This is a genomic window from Micromonospora sp. WMMD1102, assembly GCF_029626265.1.
GTDB lineage: Bacteria > Actinomycetota > Actinomycetes > Mycobacteriales > Micromonosporaceae > Plantactinospora.
In genome coordinates, this window is sequence record NZ_JARUBN010000001.1 from 6,876,125 (window position 1) to 6,897,745 (window position 21,621).

At 73.1% G+C, this 21,621-nt stretch carries 17 protein-coding genes and 2 pseudogenes; 7 read left to right on the plus strand and 12 right to left on the minus strand.

The features are described 5' to 3' along the window. Positions 1-14: 14 nt before the first annotated feature. Positions 15-1,322, minus strand: coding sequence for an ABC transporter ATP-binding protein (locus tag O7626_RS31025; protein WP_278064574.1), 1,308 nt, complete (start codon positions 1,320-1,322; stop codon positions 15-17). 105 nt (positions 1,323-1,427) lie between these two features. After that, positions 1,428-3,458: a hypothetical protein gene (locus tag O7626_RS31030; protein ID WP_278064575.1), complete on the minus strand. Its 2,031-nt coding sequence runs from the start codon at positions 3,456-3,458 to the stop codon at positions 1,428-1,430. A 156-nt stretch (positions 3,459-3,614) separates the two neighbouring features. Here O7626_RS31030 and O7626_RS31035 point away from each other — a divergent pair, with 156 nt between their 5' ends. Continuing rightward, positions 3,615-5,267, plus strand: a complete 1,653-nt coding sequence (locus tag O7626_RS31035) for a glycosyltransferase (RefSeq protein WP_278064576.1) — start codon at positions 3,615-3,617, stop codon at positions 5,265-5,267. 100 nt (positions 5,268-5,367) lie between these two features. Here O7626_RS31035 and O7626_RS31040 read toward each other — a convergent pair whose 3' ends face one another. From O7626_RS31040 to O7626_RS31060, 5 genes and pseudogenes are all read right to left on the minus strand, one after another. Beyond that, positions 5,368-7,611, minus strand: a complete 2,244-nt coding sequence (locus tag O7626_RS31040) for a CDP-glycerol:glycerophosphate glycerophosphotransferase (protein WP_278064577.1) — start codon at positions 7,609-7,611, stop codon at positions 5,368-5,370. Positions 7,612-7,864: 253 nt separating this feature from the next. After that, positions 7,865-9,946, minus strand: a pseudogene (locus tag O7626_RS31045) (DUF5941 domain-containing protein); the annotation flags it as partial. Beyond that, a complete protein-coding gene (locus O7626_RS31050; protein WP_278064578.1) occupies positions 9,946-10,692 on the minus strand; it encodes an ABC transporter ATP-binding protein in 747 nt (248 codons plus the stop codon). The gene O7626_RS31050 and the pseudogene O7626_RS31045, both read right to left, overlap by 1 nt. Positions 10,693-10,735: 43 nt before the next feature. Then, positions 10,736-11,563: an ABC transporter permease gene (locus O7626_RS31055; RefSeq protein ID WP_278064579.1), complete on the minus strand. Its 828-nt coding sequence runs from the start codon at positions 11,561-11,563 to the stop codon at positions 10,736-10,738. 138 nt (positions 11,564-11,701) lie between these two features. Continuing rightward, a complete protein-coding gene (locus tag O7626_RS31060; protein ID WP_278064580.1) occupies positions 11,702-13,072 on the minus strand; it encodes an L-serine ammonia-lyase in 1,371 nt (456 codons plus the stop codon). Positions 13,073-13,425: 353 nt separating this feature from the next. Here O7626_RS31060 and O7626_RS31065 point away from each other — a divergent pair, with 353 nt between their 5' ends. Continuing rightward, positions 13,426-13,632, plus strand: a complete 207-nt coding sequence (locus tag O7626_RS31065; RefSeq protein ID WP_278066395.1) for a PspC domain-containing protein — start codon at positions 13,426-13,428, stop codon at positions 13,630-13,632. A gap of 101 nt (positions 13,633-13,733) precedes the next feature. Here the strand turns inward: O7626_RS31065 and O7626_RS31070 are convergent, their stop codons facing one another. Both O7626_RS31070 and O7626_RS31075 read right to left on the minus strand, forming a co-directional pair. Then, the gene (locus tag O7626_RS31070) at positions 13,734-14,633 is read right to left on the minus strand and encodes a hypothetical protein (protein WP_278064581.1); all 900 of its coding nucleotides are present in this window, start codon (positions 14,631-14,633) and stop codon (positions 13,734-13,736) included. Then, on the minus strand, positions 14,630-15,454 hold the full coding sequence (locus O7626_RS31075; RefSeq protein WP_278064582.1) for a DUF4230 domain-containing protein: 825 nt from the start codon (positions 15,452-15,454) through the stop codon (positions 14,630-14,632). The genes O7626_RS31070 and O7626_RS31075 overlap by 4 nt, the downstream gene beginning before the upstream one ends. A 405-nt stretch (positions 15,455-15,859) precedes the next feature. On the opposite strand from O7626_RS31075, the pseudogene O7626_RS31080 reads away from it, so the two are divergent. Continuing rightward, positions 15,860-15,970 (plus strand): annotated as a pseudogene (locus O7626_RS31080) (bifunctional 5,10-methylenetetrahydrofolate dehydrogenase/5,10-methenyltetrahydrofolate cyclohydrolase); the annotation flags it as partial. A gap of 6 nt (positions 15,971-15,976) precedes the next feature. Here O7626_RS31080 and O7626_RS31085 read toward each other — a convergent pair. After that, entirely contained in the window at positions 15,977-16,231 is a 255-nt protein-coding gene (locus O7626_RS31085; protein WP_278064583.1) for a flavin reductase, read from the minus strand. Between the two features lie 404 nt (positions 16,232-16,635). Here O7626_RS31085 and O7626_RS31090 point away from each other — a divergent pair, with 404 nt between their 5' ends. From O7626_RS31090 to O7626_RS31105, 4 genes are all read left to right on the plus strand, one after another. Next, positions 16,636-17,412: a GntR family transcriptional regulator gene (locus tag O7626_RS31090; protein WP_278064584.1), complete on the plus strand. Its 777-nt coding sequence runs from the start codon at positions 16,636-16,638 to the stop codon at positions 17,410-17,412. A gap of 124 nt (positions 17,413-17,536) precedes the next feature. Further along, positions 17,537-18,040 (plus strand): sigma-70 family RNA polymerase sigma factor, encoded by a 504-nt coding sequence (locus O7626_RS31095; protein ID WP_278064585.1) that lies wholly within the window; start codon positions 17,537-17,539, stop codon positions 18,038-18,040. Further along, positions 18,033-19,484 carry an extracellular solute-binding protein gene (locus O7626_RS31100; protein WP_278064586.1) on the plus strand — a complete coding sequence of 484 codons (1,452 nt, stop codon included), beginning with the start codon at positions 18,033-18,035 and terminating at the stop codon, positions 19,482-19,484. Before O7626_RS31095 ends, O7626_RS31100 begins: the two co-directional genes overlap by 8 nt. A gap of 205 nt (positions 19,485-19,689) precedes the next feature. After that, positions 19,690-20,850 carry an endo-1,4-beta-xylanase gene (locus O7626_RS31105; RefSeq protein ID WP_278064587.1) on the plus strand — a complete coding sequence of 387 codons (1,161 nt, stop codon included), beginning with the start codon at positions 19,690-19,692 and terminating at the stop codon, positions 20,848-20,850. Here the strand turns inward: O7626_RS31105 and O7626_RS31110 are convergent. Beyond that, complete coding sequence (locus O7626_RS31110) at positions 20,847-21,182, minus strand: hypothetical protein (RefSeq protein ID WP_278064588.1); 336 nt, start codon at positions 21,180-21,182, stop codon at positions 20,847-20,849. The two genes, O7626_RS31105 and O7626_RS31110, sit on opposite strands and share 4 nt — an antisense overlap. Next, positions 21,179-21,616, minus strand: coding sequence for a DUF1622 domain-containing protein (locus O7626_RS31115; protein WP_278064589.1), 438 nt, complete (start codon positions 21,614-21,616; stop codon positions 21,179-21,181). Before O7626_RS31115 ends, O7626_RS31110 begins: the two co-directional genes overlap by 4 nt. Positions 21,617-21,621: the final 5 nt, after the last annotated feature.

Consider the following 21,621-nt stretch of genomic DNA (forward strand, 5'->3'; position numbering starts at 1 on the left):
GGGACCCGAGGCGGTCAGCGCCACCCCACGTCGATCCGGTCGCCGCGCTCGTCGAAGAAGTGCACCGCGTCCATGCGTACCGAGACGGCCATCGGGTGACCGGAGGTGACCGCCGGGTACGGCGCCAGGCGTACCGCCAGCTCGGCCGGCCGGCGGTGGTGCCGGCCGGGGTCGAGCACGCTGCCCCGGCCGCCCTGGGCCTCCTGGGTCGGCTGGGTCGGCCCGACGGCCCGCCCGGTCAGCCGCTGCATCACCTGGCCGAGCCGCCTCAGACCCCGGCCCGCCCCGCCGGAACGCTCCTCGGTGACCGGGCCGCCAAGGTCGTCGACGACGATCGCGGTCGCCCCGATGTCGAGGAACGCCAGCGACTCGTGCCCGTGGTGCTCCAGATAGCGGATCCGCCCCTGCAACACGTCGCCCGGGGCGTCCGGGGCGACCGGGGTGAGCGCCTCGGCCCGCATCCCGACCACGATCCGCTCGCCGTGGTAGTGCGCCACCGCCCGGGCCCGGATGTCGTCCCAGGGCAGATAGAGCGCCTGCTCGCCGAAGTTGAGCGCGACGTACCGGTCGAGGTGCACGTAGACGGTCGCCTCCAGCAGGTTCATCCGGGGGCTGCCCAGGAACGCGGCGACATAGAGGGTGGCCGGGCGGCCGTACACCTGGGTCGGGGTGCCGACGTCCTGGAGGACGCCCTTGCGCATGATCGCCACCCGGTCGGCCATGGTCAGCGCCTCGGCCTGGTCGTGCGTGACGTAGATGGTGCTGACGCCCAGCTCGCGGACCAGGCCGGAGATCTCCGCCCGCAGCTCGGCGCGCAGGCCGCTGTCCAGGTTGGAGAGCGGCTCGTCCATCAGGAAGAGGCCCGGCCGCCGGACGATCGCCCGGCCCATCGCCACCCGCTGCCGCTGGCCGCCGGAGAGCTGGCTGGGCTTGCGGCCGAGTACGTCGCCGATGCCGAGCGCGCTCGCCACGTCGGCCACCCGCTCGGTGCGCGGCCCTTCCTCGACTCCGGAGAGCCGGAGTGGGAAGGCGATGTTCGCACCCACCGACATGTGTGGATACAACGCGAAATCCTGGAACACCATGGCAATTCCACGGTCCCGGGGCGGCAGCTCGTTCGCGAGTTCGCCGTCGAGCAGCACGGCGCCGCTTGTCGGATCCTCCAACCCGGCGACCATCCTCAGTACGGTGGACTTTCCGCAGCCCGAGGGGCCGAGCAACACCATGAACTCACCGTCGTTGACGTCGAGACTGACGTTGTCGACAGCCACTGTCCCGTCCGGGAATACCTTCGTGACGTCTTTGAGCGCGACGGTAGTCACCGTCACCTCCCCGCAGCGTTTTGGCCGGCCCCGGAATGACTGTGACGAGGATCATCACGGAAGCCCATCGGGTAAACGTGCCATGTTCACGTTGTGACATGACGGTTACCAGACTCGTTTCGGGCTCCGTTGTCGCAACTTCCACCGGCCGGTCGGCGGTGCCGGGTCGGCGCCGGCGGTGCCGAACTCGCCGTGCCGGGGCAGCCCGGTCCACTGTGCGCCGCCGTCCCGGAGGAAGTACTCCAGCCCCGGGTCCCAGGTGTGCCCGGCCGGGCGGCGCCGGTAGACGTACCCGAGCGGATGGGTCCGGTAGACCAGCCCGCCGCAGCGGCGTACCCGGTCGAGAAGTCCCCGGTCGACGGAGCTCGGCACCGGGCGCCAGCCGCCGACCTCGGCCAGGTCGCCCCGGTCGACCAGGATGGTGCCGCCGGCCACCACCTGGGCGAAGCTCTCCGCCGCCCCGGCGTCCCGCCGCACGGTGGTGTCCAGCGCGCCGAGGTGGACGAACTCGGCCGCCTTGCCGACAAGCGTGGCGCCGGAGTGGTGCCGGGCGAGGACCAGGTCCCAGACGTGCTCCGGCCCGTACGTGTCGTCGTCGTCGAACTTCGTCACCAGGGTGCCCCGGGCCCGCGCGGTGGCCGCGGTCATCGCCTCGCCGAAGCTCCGCCCGGCCGGCACCTCGACCACCTCCACCGGCCGCCCGCAGTCGGCCAGTCGCTGCCGCAGCCCGACCGGCAGTCCCACCCCGTGCAGGCAGAGCACGATCTCCAGCTCGGGATAGCGCTGCGCCGCGACCATGCCGACCGCGTCGAGGACGTGCTCCAGCCGACGGGTGACCAGCAGCACCGAGACCGACGGCAGCGCGCCGAGGCCGGGAAAGGTGGCCGCCGCCAGCCGGGGCAGCGCGAAGCCCCGGGCGTGCCGGCGCAGCACCGCCCGGCGCTGGCGTACCGTCCGGGCCTCCCACTCCAACTCGGTCTGCGGGTCGGGCCGGCCGCCGGGGCGCTGCGGCAGCGGTGCGCGGAACAGCTCGACCACCTCGTCGGCCAGCTGCGCCCGGCAGGCGACCGGCAGCTCGGGCACCCGCAGCAGCACCCCGGCCAGCGCCAGGTGCAGCAGCAGGGCGGCCTCGGCCCGGGGCCGCCGCCCGGGCACCACGCAGTCGAGTACGCCGATCCCGGCCAGCGCCGCCCAGGTCGACTCGTCCAGCCACGGCCGGTCGAGCCGCCCCCGCAGGTCCAGCCCGGCCGGTCCCCGCAGTTGCCAGCTCCCGCCGTCCGGGCCGGCGCAGAAGGTCAACTCGGCCCGGGGGGCGTCCGGCCCGAACGGCCCGTACCGGCCGACCGGCACCGCGTGTTCGGCATCGAGCAGTACCGGCCCGGTCCGACCGCCGTCGGAGGCGTCCGGTACGCCCAGCCGGTCCACGGCCAGCGCCGCCCGGTACGCCGTACCGGCGTCGTCGCCCCGCACCGCCGGGTCCCGGCCGTCCGGCCGGAGCACCAGGTCGTACGGCCGGACGTCGGGGTTGCCCGGCAGGGTGCCCGCGACGACCGCGAGGTTCGGTCCGGCGCCGAGCCAGCCGGGGAAGACGTCCTGGGCAGTGACCTCCGGGCTGCCCGGACTGGGCAGTGCCCGGATCGGGGTGAGCACCGGCAGGACGGCCGCGAGCAGCGAGCGCAGCGGCACCGACCAGCGCAGTTCGATCTCGACCACCGCCCGCCCCCGGTCGTGCCGGGGCAGCGTGACCCGCTGGGTGAGCAGGTGCGGCACCGGTCCCAGCCGGCCGGACCAGCCGCGCTGCGGAATCTCCCAGTCCTGCACGGCGACGCTGAGCCGGCGTACCCGGGCCAGCCCGACCGGATGGTCGAGCAGGTGCCGCAGCCAGGTCACCGAGCGGGCGACCACGGCGATCCGGCCGACGAAGATCCGGGGCCAGGCCGGGGTGCGGTCGGGTCCGGACCGCTCTGTGCCGGCCAGGGTCGCCGTGCCCGGCCCGGCTGGCCGGCCCGGCGGCGGGCCGGTTATCTCGGTCAGCCGGGAGCCGAGGGTGGCCAGCGGCCACCGCCGCCGGCCGCCGGGTTCACCGACGGCGATCCGCCAGCGGAGGTACTTCTCCGGGTCGTCCCTGCCTGGCACGCCGATCCTTTCGTCGGCCGACCATGGGCGCCGAGCTACGCGACGCTGTCGCGAAGACACTCAAGGTAGTCGAGAACCGGACCGATTCCTCGACCGACACCCGCCGCGCGGGATGAATTGTCAGCGCTCCGCGATGGGATGGTTACACTGTGCCGCGTGTCCAGCCGCACCCGGGCCACGACGGCCCGCTCCCCGGTCCGGTTGTTCCGCAACGACTGGAGCCGGCTCAGCCCGCCCGAACCGGGCGAGTGGCAGCCGAGCCGGTCCGTTTCGCTGATCATCCCGGCGCACGACTGCCAACGCTCCCTCGACCTCACCCTGGCCGCGCTCTCGACCCAGACCTATCCGTCCGGGCTGCTGGAGGTGGTGGTGGTCGACGACGGCAGCGACCCGCCGCTGGTGCTGCCCCGGCTCCGCCCGGAGAACTGCCGGCTGCTCCGGCTCGCCGAGCACGGCGACGGCTGGGGCCGGTCGGCGGCACTGCACGCCGGGGCGACGCGGAGCGAGGGCGAGATCCTGCACTGGCTCGACGCGGACATGGTGGTCTTCCCGGAGCACGTCGCGGCACAGGCCCGCTGGCAGCACGTCAGCGACGAGGCGGTGACGCTGGGCTACAAGCGGTTCGTCGAGGCCGACTGGCCCACCCCGGAACAGGTCGCCGAGAGCTGCGCGGGCGGCACCGCCGACCAACTCTTCCGGCTCGACGACTCCGAACCGCACGAGTACGTGGAACGCCTGATCGACGCCACCGACCAGCTCCGCGGCGGCGACCACCTGAACTTCCGGGCCCACGTCGGCGCCACCGCCGCACTGTCCCGCGGTCTCTACACCGAGACCGGCGGGCTCAACCCCGGGTTGCGGCTCGGCGAGGACACCGAGTTCGGCTACCGGCTGGCCCAGGCGGGTGCGGTCTTCGTGCCCGAACCCCGGGCGAGGAGCTGGCACCTCGGGCGGTCGCACATGATGACCCGGGGCGAGGCGCTGCGCCGGTACAACCGGCCGTTCCTGGCCGACCTGATGCCGCAGCCCCGCTACCTGCGCGCCGCCGCACAGCGCGGCTGGGCCGTACCGCTGGTGGTGGCGGTGGTCCGGGCCGACGGGCCGTACGAGATGGTCCGCACCTGCGTCGACCGGCTGCTCGCCGGGGACCAGACCGACCTGCGGGTGGTGCTGGTGGCGCACTGGGCGGAGCTGACCGACGACCGGCGCCCGGTACTGGCCGACCCGCTGCTGGACCGTCGACTGCTCGCCGCGACGTACCGCTCGGAGCCCCGGGTGGAGTTGGCCGAGGAGCCGCCCCGCACCGCGTACCCGGCCGCCTACCTGCTGGAGGTCGGGTCGCACCTGGGGGTGGACGGCGACACCGTACGCCGGCTGGTGGCGGTCGCCGACCAGTGGCAGGTGGGGCTGCTCCGGGTACTGCCGGTCGGGGCGGCCACCCCGGACGACGGACTGTCGCTCTGGCGTACCTCGGCACTGAGCCGGGCGTTGCGGGTGCGCGGCCCGGCCGAGGAACTCGCCGAGGTGGTCGCCGAGGTGGCCGGGCGGCGCTGGGTCAGCGGCGACGACTTCGGGGTGGTCGACCTGCGGCTGCTGCCGGAGAGCAGCTGGGTTTCGCCCCGCCCCCGGCAGGTGGTCCGGCCGGACCGGCGGGCCCGGCGGGCGGCACTGGCCGGGGTGGAGACGATCCCGGTCGGCGGGATCCGGTCCCTGGCCACGGCCACCCGGTTCGTCGCCGGCCGGTACGCCGGGCTCGCCGCCGACCGACTCCGGCAGCGGGTACGCCGCCCCGCCGCCCCGGCGGACTGAGCACCGGTCCACCCGTCGTACACATGTGCTATCCACAGGCTGTGGATGGAACATGTGTACGAGTGGCCGGGACGCTGTGGACAACGTGCCGGGCAGCCGGTCAGTCGGGTTCGCCGAGCAGGACGCGCCGGACCACCCGCTCGGCCGCCCGGCCGTCGTCCAGGGCGCAGAACCGCTCCCGGAAGCGGCTCCGGGCCAGCGCGGCCGGCGGTCCGTCCACCACACCGGTCCGGAACGCCGCCAGCAGGCCGGCGAAGTCCCGCACCGCCACCCCCGGTGCCTCGGCCAGCACGTCGAGATAGACCCCGCGCTCCCGGCGGTACTCGGCCCAGTCCGGGGCGTAGACGACGATGGGCCGGTCCAGCGTGGCGTAGTCGAACATCGCCGACGAGTAGTCGGTGACCAGCACGTCGGCGGCGAGATAGAGGTCCTCGACGCAGCCGTGTCCGGTCACCTCCAACACCCGGTCCCGTCCGTCGACGACCCCCGGGACGGTGGGGGCGGCCGGGTCGAGGTAGTGGCCGCGGACCAGCACCCGGCCCGCCGGGCCGAGGACGTCGAGCAGCGCCGCCGGGTCGAACGGCGGCGAGTACCCGGGCCGGTGCTCGCGGTGCGTCGGCGCGTACAGCACCACCCGCTCGCCCGGGTCGATGCCGAGCGCCCGCCGCACCGCCCCGACCTCGGCGGGCCCCGCGTTCACCAGCCGGTCGTTGCGCGGATAGCCGACCTCCAGGGTCCGGTACTCCGCCGGATAGGCCCGCTCCCACATCTGGCTGGAGAAGGTGTTGGCGCTGACGCTGTAGTCCCAGCGGTCGATCCGGCGCAGCAGCCCCGGGAAGTCCAGTCCGGCCGCGCCGCGCGGATAGTCCTGCTGGTCCAGCCCCATCACCTTGACCGGGGTGCCGTGGTGGGTCTGCACGTGCACCGAACCCGGGCGTTTGACCACGTAGTCCGGGAAGTTCACGTTGTTGACGAGCCACTTCGCCCTGGCCAGCACCCGGAAGTACGGCCGGCTGCCGGCCACCACGTACGGCAACCCGGGCGGCAGGCCGGCGACCCGGTCCCGGCGTACCACCCAGACGCCCCGGACCCGGGGAGCCAGCTCGCTGGCCCGCTGGTAGATCGCCGCCGGGTTGCAGGCGTGGCCGCGATACCAGTACGCGGCGTAGACCGCCAGCGTGGGATCCAGCCGGCGGCGCAGTTGGACCCGGTAGTAGCCGCGCAGCAGCCCCTCCCGGGCCAGCCCGGCGACCCGGGACAGCGGCCCCGGCAGCCGGGCCAGGTAGGCCGGGCCGGGCAGCCGGTTCACCCCGCTCGGCGGAGTCGACCGGCGAGCCCGGCGGACCAGCCGGCGGGCGTCGCCCCGGGCGTGGTGCACCGCGCGCAGCAGGGCGTACGCCCACCAGTGGTCGCCGGCCACCAGCCGGTGCTTCACCCCGTCGATCCCGCCCGGCACCCGGTAGCCGCCCGGCGGCAGCCAGCGCCGGTAGTCCGCCACCACCTGTGCGAAGAAGTCGCGGCGCAGCTCCGGGGAGAGCCGCCGGCCGTTGCCGAGCACGATCAGGTAGTGCCAGAGCATCCGCTCGAAGACCAGCGGGCGGAGGTCGTCGTGTTCCGGCCCCCACCGGTCCATCAGGTCGAAGACCCGGTGCCAGTGCGGGAACACCTCGAAGTGCCGGTCGTCCCGGGTCCGGGTGATGGCACCACACCGCCGCTGCCGGTAGTTGACGCAGACCTCGTCCAGCACGCTGATCCGGCCGGCGGCGAGCAGCACCGGATAGCTGAACGACACGTCCTCGTACCAGCCGGGACCGAAGCGCAGGCCGGCGTCGCGCAGGAACCGGCGGCGCACCACCTTGTTCCAGGCGGTGTGCAGCACCTCCAGCAGCTCCGGCCGGTCCCGGACGGTGCAGACCCCGTCGCCGGAGTCCGGCACCGTCCGGGCCAGGTCACCGCCTCGGACCCGGTGGTCCCAGTACGCCCGGACGTGGTCGACCAGCAGCACCTCCGGCCCGACCCGGCGCAGCCGCTCGGCCACCGCCGGCAGGCAGCCGTCGACAAGCCAGTCGTCGCTGTCCAGGAACCAGACGTACTCGCCGGTGGCCTGGTCCAGGCCGGTGTTGCGGGCCTCGCCCAGCCCCACGTTGCGGCCCAGGGTCACCGCCCGGACCCGGTCGTCCCGGGCGGCGTACTCGGCGATGATCTCGCCGCAGCTGTCCGGCGAGCAGTCGTCGACCACCACCACCTCGATGTCCTCGACCGGCTGGCCGAGGATCGAGTCGAGGCACTCCCGCAGGTAGCCCTGCACCCGGTAGACCGGTACCACGAAACTGACAAGCGTCATCGACGCCGTACCCCCGCTGGCAGCGTCATGCGTTCCTCTCCGCCGCGCCGCCCGCGCGAAGGTGCCCGTGTCACTGCACCGGCGGCGTCCTCTCCTCCGGTGCCCGCCGCTGTGCCGGCCCGGCCGGGTCGGCTCGGGTCGGGGTCGCGACGGGCCCCTCTCCCGCCCCGGCGGTGACGAACGCGGCGGGCGCGGCGGGGTGGCCACCGGACCCGACGGCGGCGTCGGCCGGCTGTCGTGGCGCGGGAATGTCCCTGGGTACCCAGCCTCGCAGCGCGTTCACCACGAAAATCGCCGATAGGTAGCCGGTGAGCAGCAGCATGGCCAGCCGACCGAAGCCGGGCCCGGCGAGTACGGCGGCGGCGAGCAGGATCAGCCGGCCGTCCCAGCCGAGCCCGAGCGCGTGCAGCAGCGGCGCCCGCTCCCGCTTCTCCAGCCGGGCGGTGAGGTCGTAGTGCCGCAGCGCCAGCACGAAGAGGAGCGCGAAGATCACCGCGCCGTCGGCGTCGACGAGCAGCCCGGTGCCGATCACCGTCAGGTATTCGGCGGCCCGCAGTGCGGCCGGGACCAGCCAGTCCAGTGCGCCGCCGTGCGGGTTCGCCGCCGGCAGCCCGGCGAGGAGCGCCACGAGTACGCCGAGCGGCACCAGCCAGCGGGCCGGCCCGGTGCCGACCCCGGCCAGGCCGGCGCCGAGCAGGGCCAGTCCGGCCGCCACCCCGAGCAGGGCCAGCACGAGCGGGCCGGGCAGCCCGGCGCTCCGGCCGAGCGTGCTGAGCCAGCGCACCGCCGGCCCGTCGTCGCGGTGCAGCCCGGTGTCGACGCCGGTCAGCACCGCCACCCGCATCGAGCGGGCCCGCAGGGTACGCAGGGCGAGCGTGTAGAGCGCCGCGAACCCGGCCCAGGCGAGTACGGCGACCAGGCTGACCAGCGGACTGAGGATCGCCACGGTGAGCGAGATCAGTGCCCACCGCTCGCCGATCGGGAAGACCACGGTCCGCTTCGCCCAGTAGGTGAGCGAGCCGGTGTCCGCCTGCACCCGGTTGGACGCCTGGCTGAGCCGGTCGCCGAGCCCGCCGGAGCCCTGCCCGGCCGCCGGTTTCGGTCGCCTGGCCGCCTCGTCGTGCAGCGCGCCGTACCAGGTGTCGGTCATGTGCCGGACGGTTTGCAGGGTCATCGCGGCGATCGCCAGCGCCCAGCCGGGGCCGCCGGCCCGCTCGACCCCGATGCCGAGGCCGGCGTAGACGAGGTATTCCTTGGCCCGGTCGGCGATGGTGTCCAGCCAGCCGCCCCACGGGCTGAACTGCCTGGTGTACCGGGCGAGCTGCCCGTCGACGCAGTCGAGCACGAAGCCGAGGTAGAGCAGCACCGCGCCGGCCACCAGCGCCGGCCGGTCGCCGAACGCGAAGAGCGCCGCCGCCGCCACCGCGAAGGCGACCGAGATCGCGGTGACCCCGGTCGGGGTGAGTCGGAGCCGGGCGCAGAGCTTGGTCACCCACGGGGACCAGGTGCTGACGAAGTACGTGGTGAAGAAGTCGTCCTTCTCCTTGACCGAGAGCCGCAGCTCGGCCCGGTCGGCGTCCACGGCCGCCACCGCCGTCTCGGCCTCGGCCAGCCCGGTCGGGTCGGCGACCCGGCGGGCGACGAGCAGGCGCACCCGGTGGGCGAAGATCGTGACGTCGCGGCCGGTCGCCGGATCGGGCCGGGTCAGCCCGGCGATCAGCCGGTCCAGCAGCGGCACGGAACCGGCCGGCCCGGTATCGCCGGGCGCGGCGACGGCCTGCGCCACGCCGCCGTCGGCGACGACCTGGACCACGCCGCCGGCGGCGGCCGGCACCGCAGCCGCCCCGACGCCCGGGTCGGGCAGGTCGGCGACGGCGGTCTCCGCCGCTGTCTGGTCGGCGACGGCGCGGGCGGCGGCGGCCAGGGCGGGCAGGTCGGCGACGGCGACGCGTACCGCTCCGCCGGAGGCGCCGCTCGGGGCGGCGGCGCCGAGCGTGCCGGCCGGGCCGGCGGCGACCACCTGGTTGCGGTCCTCGACCACGCCGACCGGGCCGGCGCCCGGCTCGGGCAGCACCAGGGCGACGGTGCCGGGCATCGGGCTGCTGGCCAGGTGCCGGAGCACGGCGCTGTGCGCGACCAGGTCGCCGGAGCAGAGCAGCACCGGCTCCCGGGCGGTACCGGCCAGCACGGCGACCTGCCCCGGATCGTCGGTGAGTACGACGTCCCGGGCGCCGGCCGCGCGCAACTGGTCGCGGAGCCGGGCGGCCAGTGGCAGGCCGTCGGGCCGGGTCAGCGGGGCGCCCGGCCGGGTGGGGGTGAGCAGGATCGCCAGCATCACGGCCTGACCACGTCGTGGTATGCGTCAAGTGCCTCGCGTATGGTGCCGTCCACCCGTAATCGTCCTCCGTCGAAGTAGAGTCCCCGGCTACAGAACCGGGTGAGATCGTTCTCGTTGTGCGAGACCAGCATCACGGTACGGCCCTCGGCGATCAGCCGGTCGATGGTGTCGTAGCACTTCTTCCGGAAGTCGGCGTCGCCGACCGCCGTCACCTCGTCCATCAGCAGCACCGGGTGCTGGAGTTGGGCGATCACCGAGAAGCCGAGCCGGACCTTCATCCCGGACGAGTAGTGCCGGACCGGGGTGTCGATGGCCTTGGCGATCTGTTCGCCGGAGAACTCGATGATCTCGTCGAAGTGCCGGCGCAGGAAGCTCGGGCTGAGCCCGTGCAGCGAGCCGAGCAGGTGGACGTTCTCCCGCCCGGTCAGGTCGTTGGAGAAGCCGGCGGAGAGTTCCAGCAGCGGTGCGACGGCGCCGCCGACCCGGATCCGGCCCTCGTCCGGGATCAGCACCCCGGCGATCAGCCGGAGCAGGGTGCTCTTGCCGGTGCCGTTGCGGCCGATGATCCCGACGGTGTCGCCGGGGGCGACCGAGAAGGAGACGCCGCGCAGCGGCCAGAAGACCCCGGCGGCCGGCTGCCGGCGCCCCCGGTGGATAAACATCTCCCGCAGCCGCAGGTTGCGCCGCCGGTTGCGGACGAACCGGATGCCGAGGTTCTCCGCCTGCACCATCGCCCCAGCCACTACGGCTCCCCCGTCGCACCGGCCGGCACAGTTCCGCCGGCCACTACAGCTCCTTCAGCACGGCGGGTTCGAGGCGGCGGAACACCCACCAGCCGGCGAGCAGCACCAGCAGGCTGCCGCCGACCGACACCCCGAGCAGCCGGGCGTCCGGGAACTCGTCCGGGTACCAGACCGCGTGGTGGAGCTGGAAGATCCCGACCAGCGGGTTCAGCTCGTACCCGGTCTTGACCCAGTCCGGCAGCGACGAGTCCCGGACCAGGGTCAGCGGATAGATGATCGGGGTGGCGTAGAAGAGCACCCGGGTTACCAGCCGCATCAGCCGCTCGATGTCCCGCATCAGCACGTTGAGCGAGGAGAGCAGCAGGGCGATCCCGACCAGCAGGGTGGCCTGGATCAGCACGGCCAGCGGCAGGGCCAGCAGGGACACCCCGATCTCGATCCGGTCCAGCGAGGCGTAGACGATCGCGATGGTGGCCAGGATCGGCAGCCCGGCGACGTACTCGGCGAACCTGCCGGCGACCCGGCCGATCGGGAAGACCTCGCGGGGCAGGTTCATCGTGGTGATCAGCCGGGCCTGCCCGGTGAGTGCGGCGGTCGCCTCGCTGATCGCCGAACTCGTCCACATCCAGGCGAAGATCCCGGTGATCAGGAAGAGCGGGTACGACTCGGCGGCGTCCCCGAGGTGCCGGTCGGTGGCCGAGCGGTAGAGCACCCCGAAGACGAAGAAGTAGATGACGCCCATGCCGAGCGGCTCGATCAGCGACCAGAGGTAGCCCAGCACCGACTGCTGGTATTTGACCGCCAGGTCCCGCCGGACGAGCAGCCGGAGCGTGTTGCGGTGCGACCACACCGCCACCACGCCAGACGTCACGGCCGCCTCCCGGGGCTCGTCCTGGTCCGATCGCTCGGGCCCGACATAGGGTAACAGTCGGAAAAATCGCCCTAACAGGGATCGACCGGGATAGAACGTCTTCCCGGCTGTCCCGTCAACGCTACCCGACGGCCAGGGTCAGCACTCGATGACGTTCACCGCGAGGCCGCCCCGGGCGGTCTCCTTGTACTTGACCTTCATGTCGGCGCCGGTCTCCCGCATCGTCTTGATCACCTTGTCCAGGGATACCGCGTGCTCCCCGTCGCCACGCAGTGCCAACCGGGCCGCCGTGATCGCCTTGATGCTGGCCACCGCGTTCCGCTCGATGCACGGGATCTGCACCAGCCCGCCGACCGGATCGCAGGTCAGCCCCAGGTTGTGCTCCATGCCGATCTCGGCGGCGTTCTCCACCTGCGCCGGGGTGCCGCCGAGCGCCTCGGCCAGCCCGGCCGCCGCCATCGAGCAGGCGGAACCGACCTCGCCCTGGCAGCCGACCTCGGCACCGGAGATCGACGCGTTCTCCTTGAACAGCACGCCGATCGCGGCGGCGGCGAGCAGGAAGCGCAGTACGCCCTCCTCGGACGCCCCCGGCACGAACCGGGTGTAGTAGTGCAGCACCGCCGGGATGATCCCGGCCGCCCCGTTCGTCGGGGCGGTCACCACCCGGCCGCCGGCCGCGTTCTCCTCGTTCACCGCCAGCGCGAACAGCGTCACCCAGTCCATCACCCGCAGCGGGTCCGCCGAGCCCGGATCCGCCTCCAGGCTCCGCCGCAGCTCGGCGGCGCGGCGCCGGACCCGCAGCCCGCCGGGAAGCGTCCCGGCCCGCCGGCTGCCCCGGTCGACGCACTCGCGCATCACCCGCCAGATCTCCAGCAGGCCGGCACGGACCTCCGCCTCGCTGCGCCAGGAGCGCTCGTTGGCCAGCATGATCCCGCTGATCGACAACCCGGTCCCGGCGGTCAGCCTCAGCAATTCCGCCCCGGTCGTGAACGGGTACCGGACCCGGGTGCTGTCCGGCTTGATCCGGTCCGCGCCGGTCGCGGTCTCGTCGACCACGAACCCACCACCGACCGAGTAGTAGGTCCGGGTCCGCACCGGTTCACCCGACGGGGCGTACGCGGTGAACGTCATCCCGTTCGGATGGAACGGCAACGACCGGCGGCGGTGCAGCACCAGATCCCGGTCGGCGTCGAAGTCGACCTCGTGCACCCCGAGTACGGCCAGCCGGCCACCGGGCCGGATCGCCGCCACGGCGTCGGGAACCCCGTCCGGGTCCACCGTCTCCGGCGCCTCGCCGAGCAGCCCGAGCAGCACCGCCGGGCCGCTGCCGTGCCCGTGGCCGGTGGCGCCGAGCGAGCCGAAGAGTTCGGCGCGTACCCGGGCCGTCTCGGCCAGCAGCCCGTCCGCCTTCAACCCGGCCGCGAAGGTACGGGCGGCCCGCATCGGCCCGACGGTGTGCGAGCTGGACGGCCCGATCCCGACCGTGAACAGGTCGAAGGCGCTGATCATCGAAAACTCCTCCCGGGCCGGCCCCGTTGCCGCCCACCGGCCGCCGGGCGGTCACCGGTATATCCGCCGAACCCGCCCCTGAGCTGCCGGTCCGCGAGCCTACCTCGGCCCGCTCCACCCCGCTCGGCACGCCCGACCTGCGGCGCTGGGCACGCCCGGCCTGTGCGCTCGGCGCGCCCGGCCTGCGGCGCGGGCTCCGCGCTCGGGCCGTCACGTCGGGTGTCCGGCTGGCCCGCCCGGGTAAGTACCTACGGGTACGGGGTGTCCGGATCCGTCTGGAGGCCGAGGGCGGCGCGCCCCCGCGTTCCTACCGTGGAATCAGCCGCCCGTTCCATCGCATCGAGGAGACGACGATGAGCCGCAAGCTCACCCGCCCCCGGGACAACCGCATGATCGCCGGCGTCTGCGCCGGCCTGGCCCGCCGCTTCGGCATGTCCGCCGGAATGGTGCGGCTGCTCTTCATCCTGTCGCTGCTGCTTCCCGGCACGCAGGTAGTGATCTATCTGGCGCTCTGGATCATCATGCCGAACGAGGACCGCCACTACGTCGCGGCGCACTGACCGCCTCGCGGCGCACCACTGACCGCCTCGGGGCGCACCGACCGACAGGCCCGGCCCGGCGTGCCGGCCCCGCTGCCGAACGCTCCGCCCCCGGCGGGTGTTCAGCTCCGGCGCCGCTGCCGGCCGGGCGGCACGGTCAACTCCCCGGCCAGGCCCAACCGCTGTTCGGTGATGCGCCGCCGAATGCCGCCGGCGGTCGCCTCGACCTCGTCGGCGAGCCGGGCGCACCGGTACCTACTGCGCCTGCGCAGCACCGTAAGCAGCCCGGCCTGGATGCCGGCGACCACGGCGGCGAAACCGGCCACGACCGCGACGATCCGCCAGGGCGGCCCGGCGAACCCGGACCCGACCCCCACCGCGACGGCGACGATGGTCAGCCCGCCCCAGACTCCGAGCCCGGCGGCGACGACCGGGTGGTCAGCCAGCCACCGCCGCAGCCGCCGGTCACGCCGGGCGTGCAGCGCCGGCACCGTCTCCTCGCAGAGTCTACCCACCAACGCGCCGAACCGGTCGAGTTCCCCGGCCGGCAGGTCGGCGAGCCGGTCCGCGTCGGCACGTACCCGCCGCAGCACGTACCTGACCTTCACCCGGTCGTCGACCGGGATCGCCTCTGGTGGCCACACCTGCTCGAAGTCGGCCTGCCGTACCGCCTGCACGCCGGCCCAGGTGACCATCGCCAGCGGCAGCGGCAACGCCATCAGCAGGCCGAGGTACGCCAGCAGGGAGTCGGCGTCCCCGGTGAGGATGTTGATGCCGTACCCGCTGGTGGCCGCGACGATCACCGCCGCCGCCGGCCCCCGGACGTGGGCCAGGTAGACGTCCTGTCGGGCCGCCTCCACCAGCCGGTCGAGGCGGCCGATCCAGTGCCGTAGCAGGTGCACGGCGAGGTTGGCGAGCAGGACCACCGCCATGACCAGGATGGACCAGACAGCGGCGGCGAACAGCAACGGTGGCTCGTCGGCGGGCGGCGCCGCCAGCGCGGACAGGCCCGCTCCGGTCACGGCTGGACGTAGCTGATGGTCACCTGCTCGTAGCCGAGCGAGCGGAGCATCTGGTCGAGCATCTTCCGGGTGTTCTCCTGGGCGCGCTCGCCGAGCCCGCTGCTCTTCGCCGAGTCGGCGATCTTCTGCTCGGCCTTGAGGTAGACCTCGCGCTGCCGGTTCGGGTCGCCGCCGAAGACCTCGCCGAGCTGGTTGAGGATGCCGCGCTTCTCGGCGAAGACGTAGCTGCGCTCCAGGTCCAGGTTGACCTCGCCGAGCTGCGGCGCCGGCAGCTTGATCTCGACCGACTTCCGGTCCTCCGAGACCACCACCGCGTCGTCGCGGAGCGCTCCGAAGTCGACGTACGCGTCGACGGTGCCGGCCCCGACGAAGAGGGTGCGCTCGCCGAGCAGGAACTCCGGCACGTACTTGCGGTTGTTCTCCAGGTCGACGACGACCTCGAAGTTGCCCTCGGCGGCCACGTAGCGGCTGAGGTCCTGGATCGACTTCAGCAGCGGCGGCTGGCTGCGGTCGGTCTCCTCCTTCGTGAACGGGTTGCGCCAGTCCGGCAGGATGCCGCTGACCTGCACCCCGAGCACCAGCACGGCGGCCAGGCCGATGATGCCGACCAGCACGAACACGCCGCGTCCCCACCGCCCGCCGCCGGCACCGGCCGGCTCCGGGTCGGACCGCTCCGGCCGGGCCGGGTCGGCGTCGAACTCCCGGGTCCCGTCCGACGCGCTGTCGGACCAGGGGTCGGCCGGCTCCGGCGGGGTGGCCTTTCCCTTCGCGTAGCCGGGGAACTCACGAGTGGGCTGGTTGACATCGCCTTCTCGGGACATCTCGCCCTCACCGTCCTTGGTCGTCAGAGCACCTGAGGAAAACGGTACGGCCCCGGTACGACACCCGCGAGTCGAGTGGCACCGGCCCGGTTCGGCCGGACGTCTGCCCAGCTCAGCGACGTGTCGACGCACTGTGGCCGGCGCGTGACGGACCTGGAACAGGCTCGGCGCGGCGCTCGTGACTGGCGTCGGGTGGAGTGGTACCACTGGGAAGCACCCTGATGGGATCGGCGCACCCGGCAGGCCGACGTAGTGGTCGCCGCGGTGGGACCAGACGGTTCCTCGGACGGAGACTGTCGAGCTGCCCCGCCTACGCGCCCAACAGCTCCAACAGAATGCCCGGAATGTCGCGCCCCGCCTGTGCACCCAGCTCGACAGTCGTCGCGCGAGGTATGACCAGACCGGATCGTGCGGCCGGAACACCTGCGGTCCGGCGCGGTCGCGGCTGGCGGCGGGACGCGCTATGCGGGTCGCCGGCTGCTGCCCGACCTGGACGAGTCGGGCGCGCGACGGTGAAGTGGGTCAGTTGCGTCGGGGCACCCAGTGCAGGATCTGCCCGACGATCAATGCGGGGTGCCGATCGGGCAACGCTTCCAGGGCGCGGGCAAGACGGGCACCGAGGTAGATCATCAGTCCGACCCGGTCCCCGGCGAAGCCGAGGAGCAGGGCCAGACGAGCCTGCGGGCATGGCCAGGGGTACTCACATTTCAGGCAGTCGTACGTGTCGGCGGGGGTGTGTCCGTCGGCGTCGCTCGCGGTGGCGCTGTCGCGCGGCAAACCGCTCCCAGCGCGCCCATGGGCCGATCACCGGTTCGGCCCATGGACCCGGCACCAGCGGCGACCGTCCCACCGGTAATCCCGGACCCGGCGTCGACGGTCGCGGCGGGTTCGCCACCGCTCCCATAGGTTCACGTTGACCTCCGCTCCTTTGGTCGTTGCGGCCCGTGATGGGCTCTTGGGACCGGCGACGTCAGGGCCATGGCGACGGCCGAACCCGACGTGGGCCAGTCGATGTCGTGCCAGCCTGAGGGACGACCGACCCAGAAGCGCCTACCCCTAGATCACTAACCGTGCCGGCCGCCCGGACAACAAGTTACACCTATCTAGATAGGCCGTTTAGACAGGATCAATGCGAAGAGCGAGCGGCTACGACCACGTTGATCGGGGGTACGGTGACCGACGTGCCTACCCCGCACGACCGACCTCGTTATCGACGGGTTGCCGATGAGCTGCGCCGCCGGATCCTGTCCGGCGCGATCCCGCCCGGCAGCATCCTGCCGTCGGAGTCAGCTCTCATCGAGGAGTTCGGTGTCGCACGCGGTACCGTCCGCGAGGCGGTCGCGCTGCTGCGGAGCGAGGGCTTGGTCGTCACCGAGATGGGCCGAGGAACCTACGCCCGCCCCGTCCTGCCGGTGCGGCGGCTCGGCTCCGAGCGGTATCGCCGGGAGTTGGAACAGGTTCGCACCGGCGAGTTGGGCACCTCGTTCACGGCGGACCAGCGGATCGGCTGGTCGGACTACCAACTGGACAGGACGTTCCGAGAGGTGCCCGCGGATCCGACGACAGCCGAACTGTTCGGCGTCGACCCCGGGACAATGATCCTCGAGCGCCGGTTCGTGTTCAGGTCGCAGGGCGTACCGCAGCAGATGTCGACGTCGTGCCTGCTGCTCGACATGGTCGCGGGTACGCCGGTGGCCGACCCGGACCGGGAGCCCTGGCCGGCCGGCAACACGGGCCAACTCTCCAGCCTCGGCATCGTCGTCACTGGCGTCCGGGAGCGGGTTCGGGCAAGGATGCCGGTCCGGGACGAGGCCGAGACGTTGCGGATCCCCGGCGGCGTGCCCGTCCTGACGATCACCCGGCAGACGTACGCCGGGGACCGGGTGGTCGAGGTCGCCACCGACATCGTGATCCCGGCGGACCGGGTCGAGCTGGACTACTTCATCGACCTCACCTGATCCGGCGACCCCTCGGACCCGGACAAGGGACGACTGGCCGGCTGACCTGGCGACGTCGGCCGTCTATGTTCGGGATGCAGCGAATCGACGGCGGCCGGCGTCAGGAGCCCGGAGGAGGATCCCGATGGCCCAGGGTGGGTTCAGCGACGCCGAGGAGTTCGCTCGGGCGCGCCTGGACGCCTTGCGGCGGTTCGCGTACCTGATCAGCGGCAGTGCGGCGGAGGCGGACGACCTGGCTCAGATCGCCGTGGTCGAGGTGTGGCAGCGGTGGCCGAAGGCCGGGCAGAACCCGGAGGCGTACGCCCGGCAGGTGATCGTGACCCGGAACGTGAGCCGGTGGCGGCGGTGGCGTCGCGAGGTGCCCACCGACGAGGTGGACCACCGGCCCGACGACCCGGCCGCGACGGCGGTCGGCAACGGCGCGCTGTGGCAGGCGTTGCAGCAGCTCGGCAAGGCGGAGCGGACCGTCGTGGTGCTGCACGTGCTCTACCGGTACACGTTCAGCGAGATCGCCGGGATCTGCGACGAACCTCCGGGCACGGTTTCCAGCCGGTACGCGCGGGCCAAGCGCGTGCTGCGGGCGCACCTGGCACCCGCGGAGTCGACGATTCGGAGCGGACGTGGTTGACGAGTGGGGTCCGGCGGAGGACCGGCGGCTGGCCCGGGAGCTGGCCAGCACCCTGAACCAGGCGCAGCAGGCCCTGCCGGCGGCCGGTCCCGGTGCGGTCGCCGCGATCCGCCGGCGCTACCGGCGCCGACACCGGCAGCGGGCCGGGCTGGCCAGCCTGGCGGTGGCGGTCCTGGTGCTGGCGGTGACGCTTACCGGGGCGGACCTGCTCCGGTCGGTACGGCAGGTGCCGCCGACCGACGAGCGGCTGCCGGGGACGATCCGGGTCTGGGCGATCCACCAGCCGGGTGACGCGCCCGCGCTACAGAAACTGGTGAACCGGTACAACCGCGACGCCGAGGTCAAGGTGGACCTACAGACCTTCGGCAACGAGGAGTACAAGGAGCAGCTGCGTAACGCCGTGGGTTCGGCGGACGGTCCGGACGTCTTCGCCAGCTGGGGCGGCTCGACCCTGGCCGGGCTGGCCCGGGGCGGCCTGCTCGCCGACCTGACCCCGCTGCGGGACGAGCCCGGGGTCGGCGACCGGTTCCTGCCGACCGCGCTGGCCGGCGGGGCGGTGGACGGCCGGCAGTACGGCATCCCGATGGGCGGTACCCAGCCGGTGGTGCTCTTCTACCACCGGGGGGTCTTCGCCGACGCCGGCGTACGGCCGCCGCGCGACTACGCCGAACTGCTCTCCCTGGTGGACACCTTCAAGGCGCGGGAGGTCACGCCGATCGCGCTGGGCGGCGCACAGGGCTGGACCGAGTTGATGTGGGTGATGTACCTGGCCGAGCGGATCGGCGGCCCGCAGGTCACCGCCGACATCGTGGCCGGCCGCCCCGGTGCCTGGTCGAATCCGGCGGTGTTGACGGCGCTGCGGGAGGCGCGCGCGCTCGTCGAGCGGGGAGCCTTCGGCACCGCGTTCTCCTGGACAAGCTACGACGACGGCACCGCGCCGGGCCGGCTGGCCAAGGGGCAGGCCGCGATGCACCTGATGGGCACCTGGGAATATCCGACCCAGCTCGCCCGGAACCCGGACTTCGTGGTCGACGGCGACCTGGGCTTCGTGCCGTTTCCGGCGGTCGCCGGCGGTGTCGGGGACCCGGCCGGCCTGGTCGGCGTGCCGACCCACTACTTCTCGGTACTCGCCGGCAGCCGCCAGCCGGAGGCGGCGCTGGACTTCGTCCGGGCGGTCGCCTCCGACGAGTACCTGGACGACCTGGTGGCCGACGGCGAGGTGCCGCCGGTGACGGACGCGGCCGACCGGCTGCGGGGCACCGAGCACGGTGGCTTCACCTCCTCGGTGCACGAGCTGGTCAGCCGGGCCCCGTCGTACGGGCTGGCCTGGGACCAGGCGGTGGAGCCTGCGGCGGGTGCGGCGCTGGTGCGGGAACTGCGCCGGCTGTTCGAGGGGGAACTCACCCCGGAGCAGTTCGTGGCGATGATGGCACAGACAGGCTGAACGGTTCTCTAACACCTCCACTGAGGTCATGAGAATACCCTGCGACTCATTCGAAGTGTCGGATCTCTGACAGTCCATTCGGCAGCAATCCGGGTCCGGTCGGCGTTCCGGTAGTGATCGCCGTGCATCCGTCCCCGTCGCGCGCCGGTCCCGCCGGCTCCGGCCGGCGGCGCAGCGTAGAACCCCACCCTGGAGGCCTTGCTCGATGAGAAAGCTTCGGATTGCCCTGGTCGGCGTGCTCGCCGCTGGTGCCCTCTACCCGATCGGGCCGTCGACCGCCAGCGCGGGACCGGCCCAGGCGCCGGCCCCGGCACCGCAGGCCCTGGGCGGCCCCGCCGCGCACGGACCGGGCGGGACGTCCACCGACCTTCCGCTGCGGGTGCTGGCCCGCAAGCATGGCCTGGGCATCGGTACCGCGGTCGACATGGCCGCCCTGGAAGCCGACACCGAGTACCGCGAGCTGGCCGCCCGGGAGTTCTCCGCGGTCACCGCCGAGAACGTGATGAAGTGGGCCGAGCTGGAGCCGACCCGGGGAGAGTACAACTGGGGCCCGGCCGACGAGCTTGTCGAGTTCGCCCGGCGCAACGGGCAGAAGGTGCACGGGCACACGCTGCTCTGGCACAGCCAGCTCCCCGCCTGGCTGACCGACGGCGTCGCCGACGGCTCGATCGACTCGGCCGAGCTGCGTGACATCGTCCGCAACCACATCACCACGGTGGTGAAGCGCTACCGGGGCAAGGTCCGGGCCTGGGACGTCGTCAACGAGGCGTTCACCGACGGCAACTTTCCGGTGCTCCGGGACACCATCTTCCACCAGCTTCTCGGCCCGGACTACATCGCCTACGCCCTGCGCCTGGCGCACGCGGCCGACCCGAAGGCCAAGCTCTTCCTCAACGACTACGCGATCGACAACATCAACCCGAAGAGCACCGCCTACTACGAGCTGGCCAAGCAGCTGCGCAAGCAGCGGGTGCCGATGCACGGCATGGGCTTCCAGGGCCACCTCGACCTCCAGTACCCGCTGCCGATCGACGCCCCGCAGAACCTGGCCCGGTTCGACAAGCTCGGCCTGGAGACCGCGTTCACCGAGGTCGACGTGCGGTTCTTCCTGCCGATCGACACCTACAAGGAGGCCGGGCAGGTGGGCAGCTTCAACACCCTGCTCACGGCCTGCCTGCTCACCCCGCGCTGCGTGATGTTCACCGTGTGGGGCTTCACCGACAAGTACTCCTGGGTCCCCGGCTTCTTCGACGGTCAGGGCGCGGCCACCCCGCTGGACGAGAACTTCCAGCCGAAGGCCGCCTACCGGGGTCTCCAGCAGACACTCGCCGTCGCCTCCGACCCGAACAGCAGGCGCGGCTTCTAAGAGGTCGGTCGGGAGCGGGTTCGGCCCGTACCCGTTCCCGGCCACCTCCCCCTCAGCCATCCTCCCACCACCCGGTCTCCGGCCGGCCCGGTTCCCACGTCGGGCCGGCCGGAGCCGAGTAGGGCCGCCGAGACGAGCTGGCGCAGCGCGATCACGATCGCGGCACCGGCGAGATCGGTCCAGTTCTCCAGGGTGGCCAGCCGGACCAGACCGGCCGCCACCAGCAGCTCCAGCAGCAACCGCAGCGCGGTACGCCACGATCTGGTGGTCAGCAGGGTCACCGTCGCCACCACCAGGGCGAGCGCGGTGAGCAGGGTGCCGAGCCCCCTCACCGCCGGTTCCTTGCGCCGGCCGCTTCCCCGCCGCCGCCCGGTGCGGGCGTCCCCGCGCCCGGCCCGTGCCGGCCCGGTGGCGGCTCGGCCGGGGTGCCGAGCTGCCGCTGCTCCTGCCGGATCTCCCGGCCGAGGAAGTAGTTCAGCGCCGTCCGGATGGTGGCGATCGCGGCCAGCCGGCCGAGCTGCCCGAAACTCGGCGAGACCGCGGTACGCAGGATGTCGGCGGCGAGCTGGAACTCCAGCCCCAGGGTGAGGAACCGGCCCAGCGACAGCCGGATCGGGGTGAAGACGGCGGCCGACCGGTAGCGGATGCCGGCCACCACGAACCGGCCGGCGGTCCACACCGCGCCGACGAAGATCACCGCCGCCCCCACCGCCTCCACGATGGTGACCAGTACTCCGACGGCGCGGGCCAGCAGTTCCTCGGGCAAACCGG

Coding starts and splice junctions, on each gene's coding strand:
- O7626_RS31040 (WP_278064577.1), bottom strand. CDS start 7,611: ATGACGCTTGTCAGTTTCGTGGTACCGGTCTACCGGGTGCAGGGCTAC.
- O7626_RS31060 (WP_278064580.1), bottom strand. CDS start 13,072: ATGATCAGCGCCTTCGACCTGTTCACGGTCGGGATCGGGCCGTCCAGC.
- O7626_RS31065 (WP_278066395.1), top strand. CDS start 13,426: ATGAGCCGCAAGCTCACCCGCCCCCGGGACAACCGCATGATCGCCGGC.
- O7626_RS31075 (WP_278064582.1), bottom strand. CDS start 15,454: ATGTCCCGAGAAGGCGATGTCAACCAGCCCACTCGTGAGTTCCCCGGC.
- O7626_RS31095 (WP_278064585.1), top strand. CDS start 17,537: ATGGCCCAGGGTGGGTTCAGCGACGCCGAGGAGTTCGCTCGGGCGCGC.
- O7626_RS31105 (WP_278064587.1), top strand. CDS start 19,690: ATGAGAAAGCTTCGGATTGCCCTGGTCGGCGTGCTCGCCGCTGGTGCC.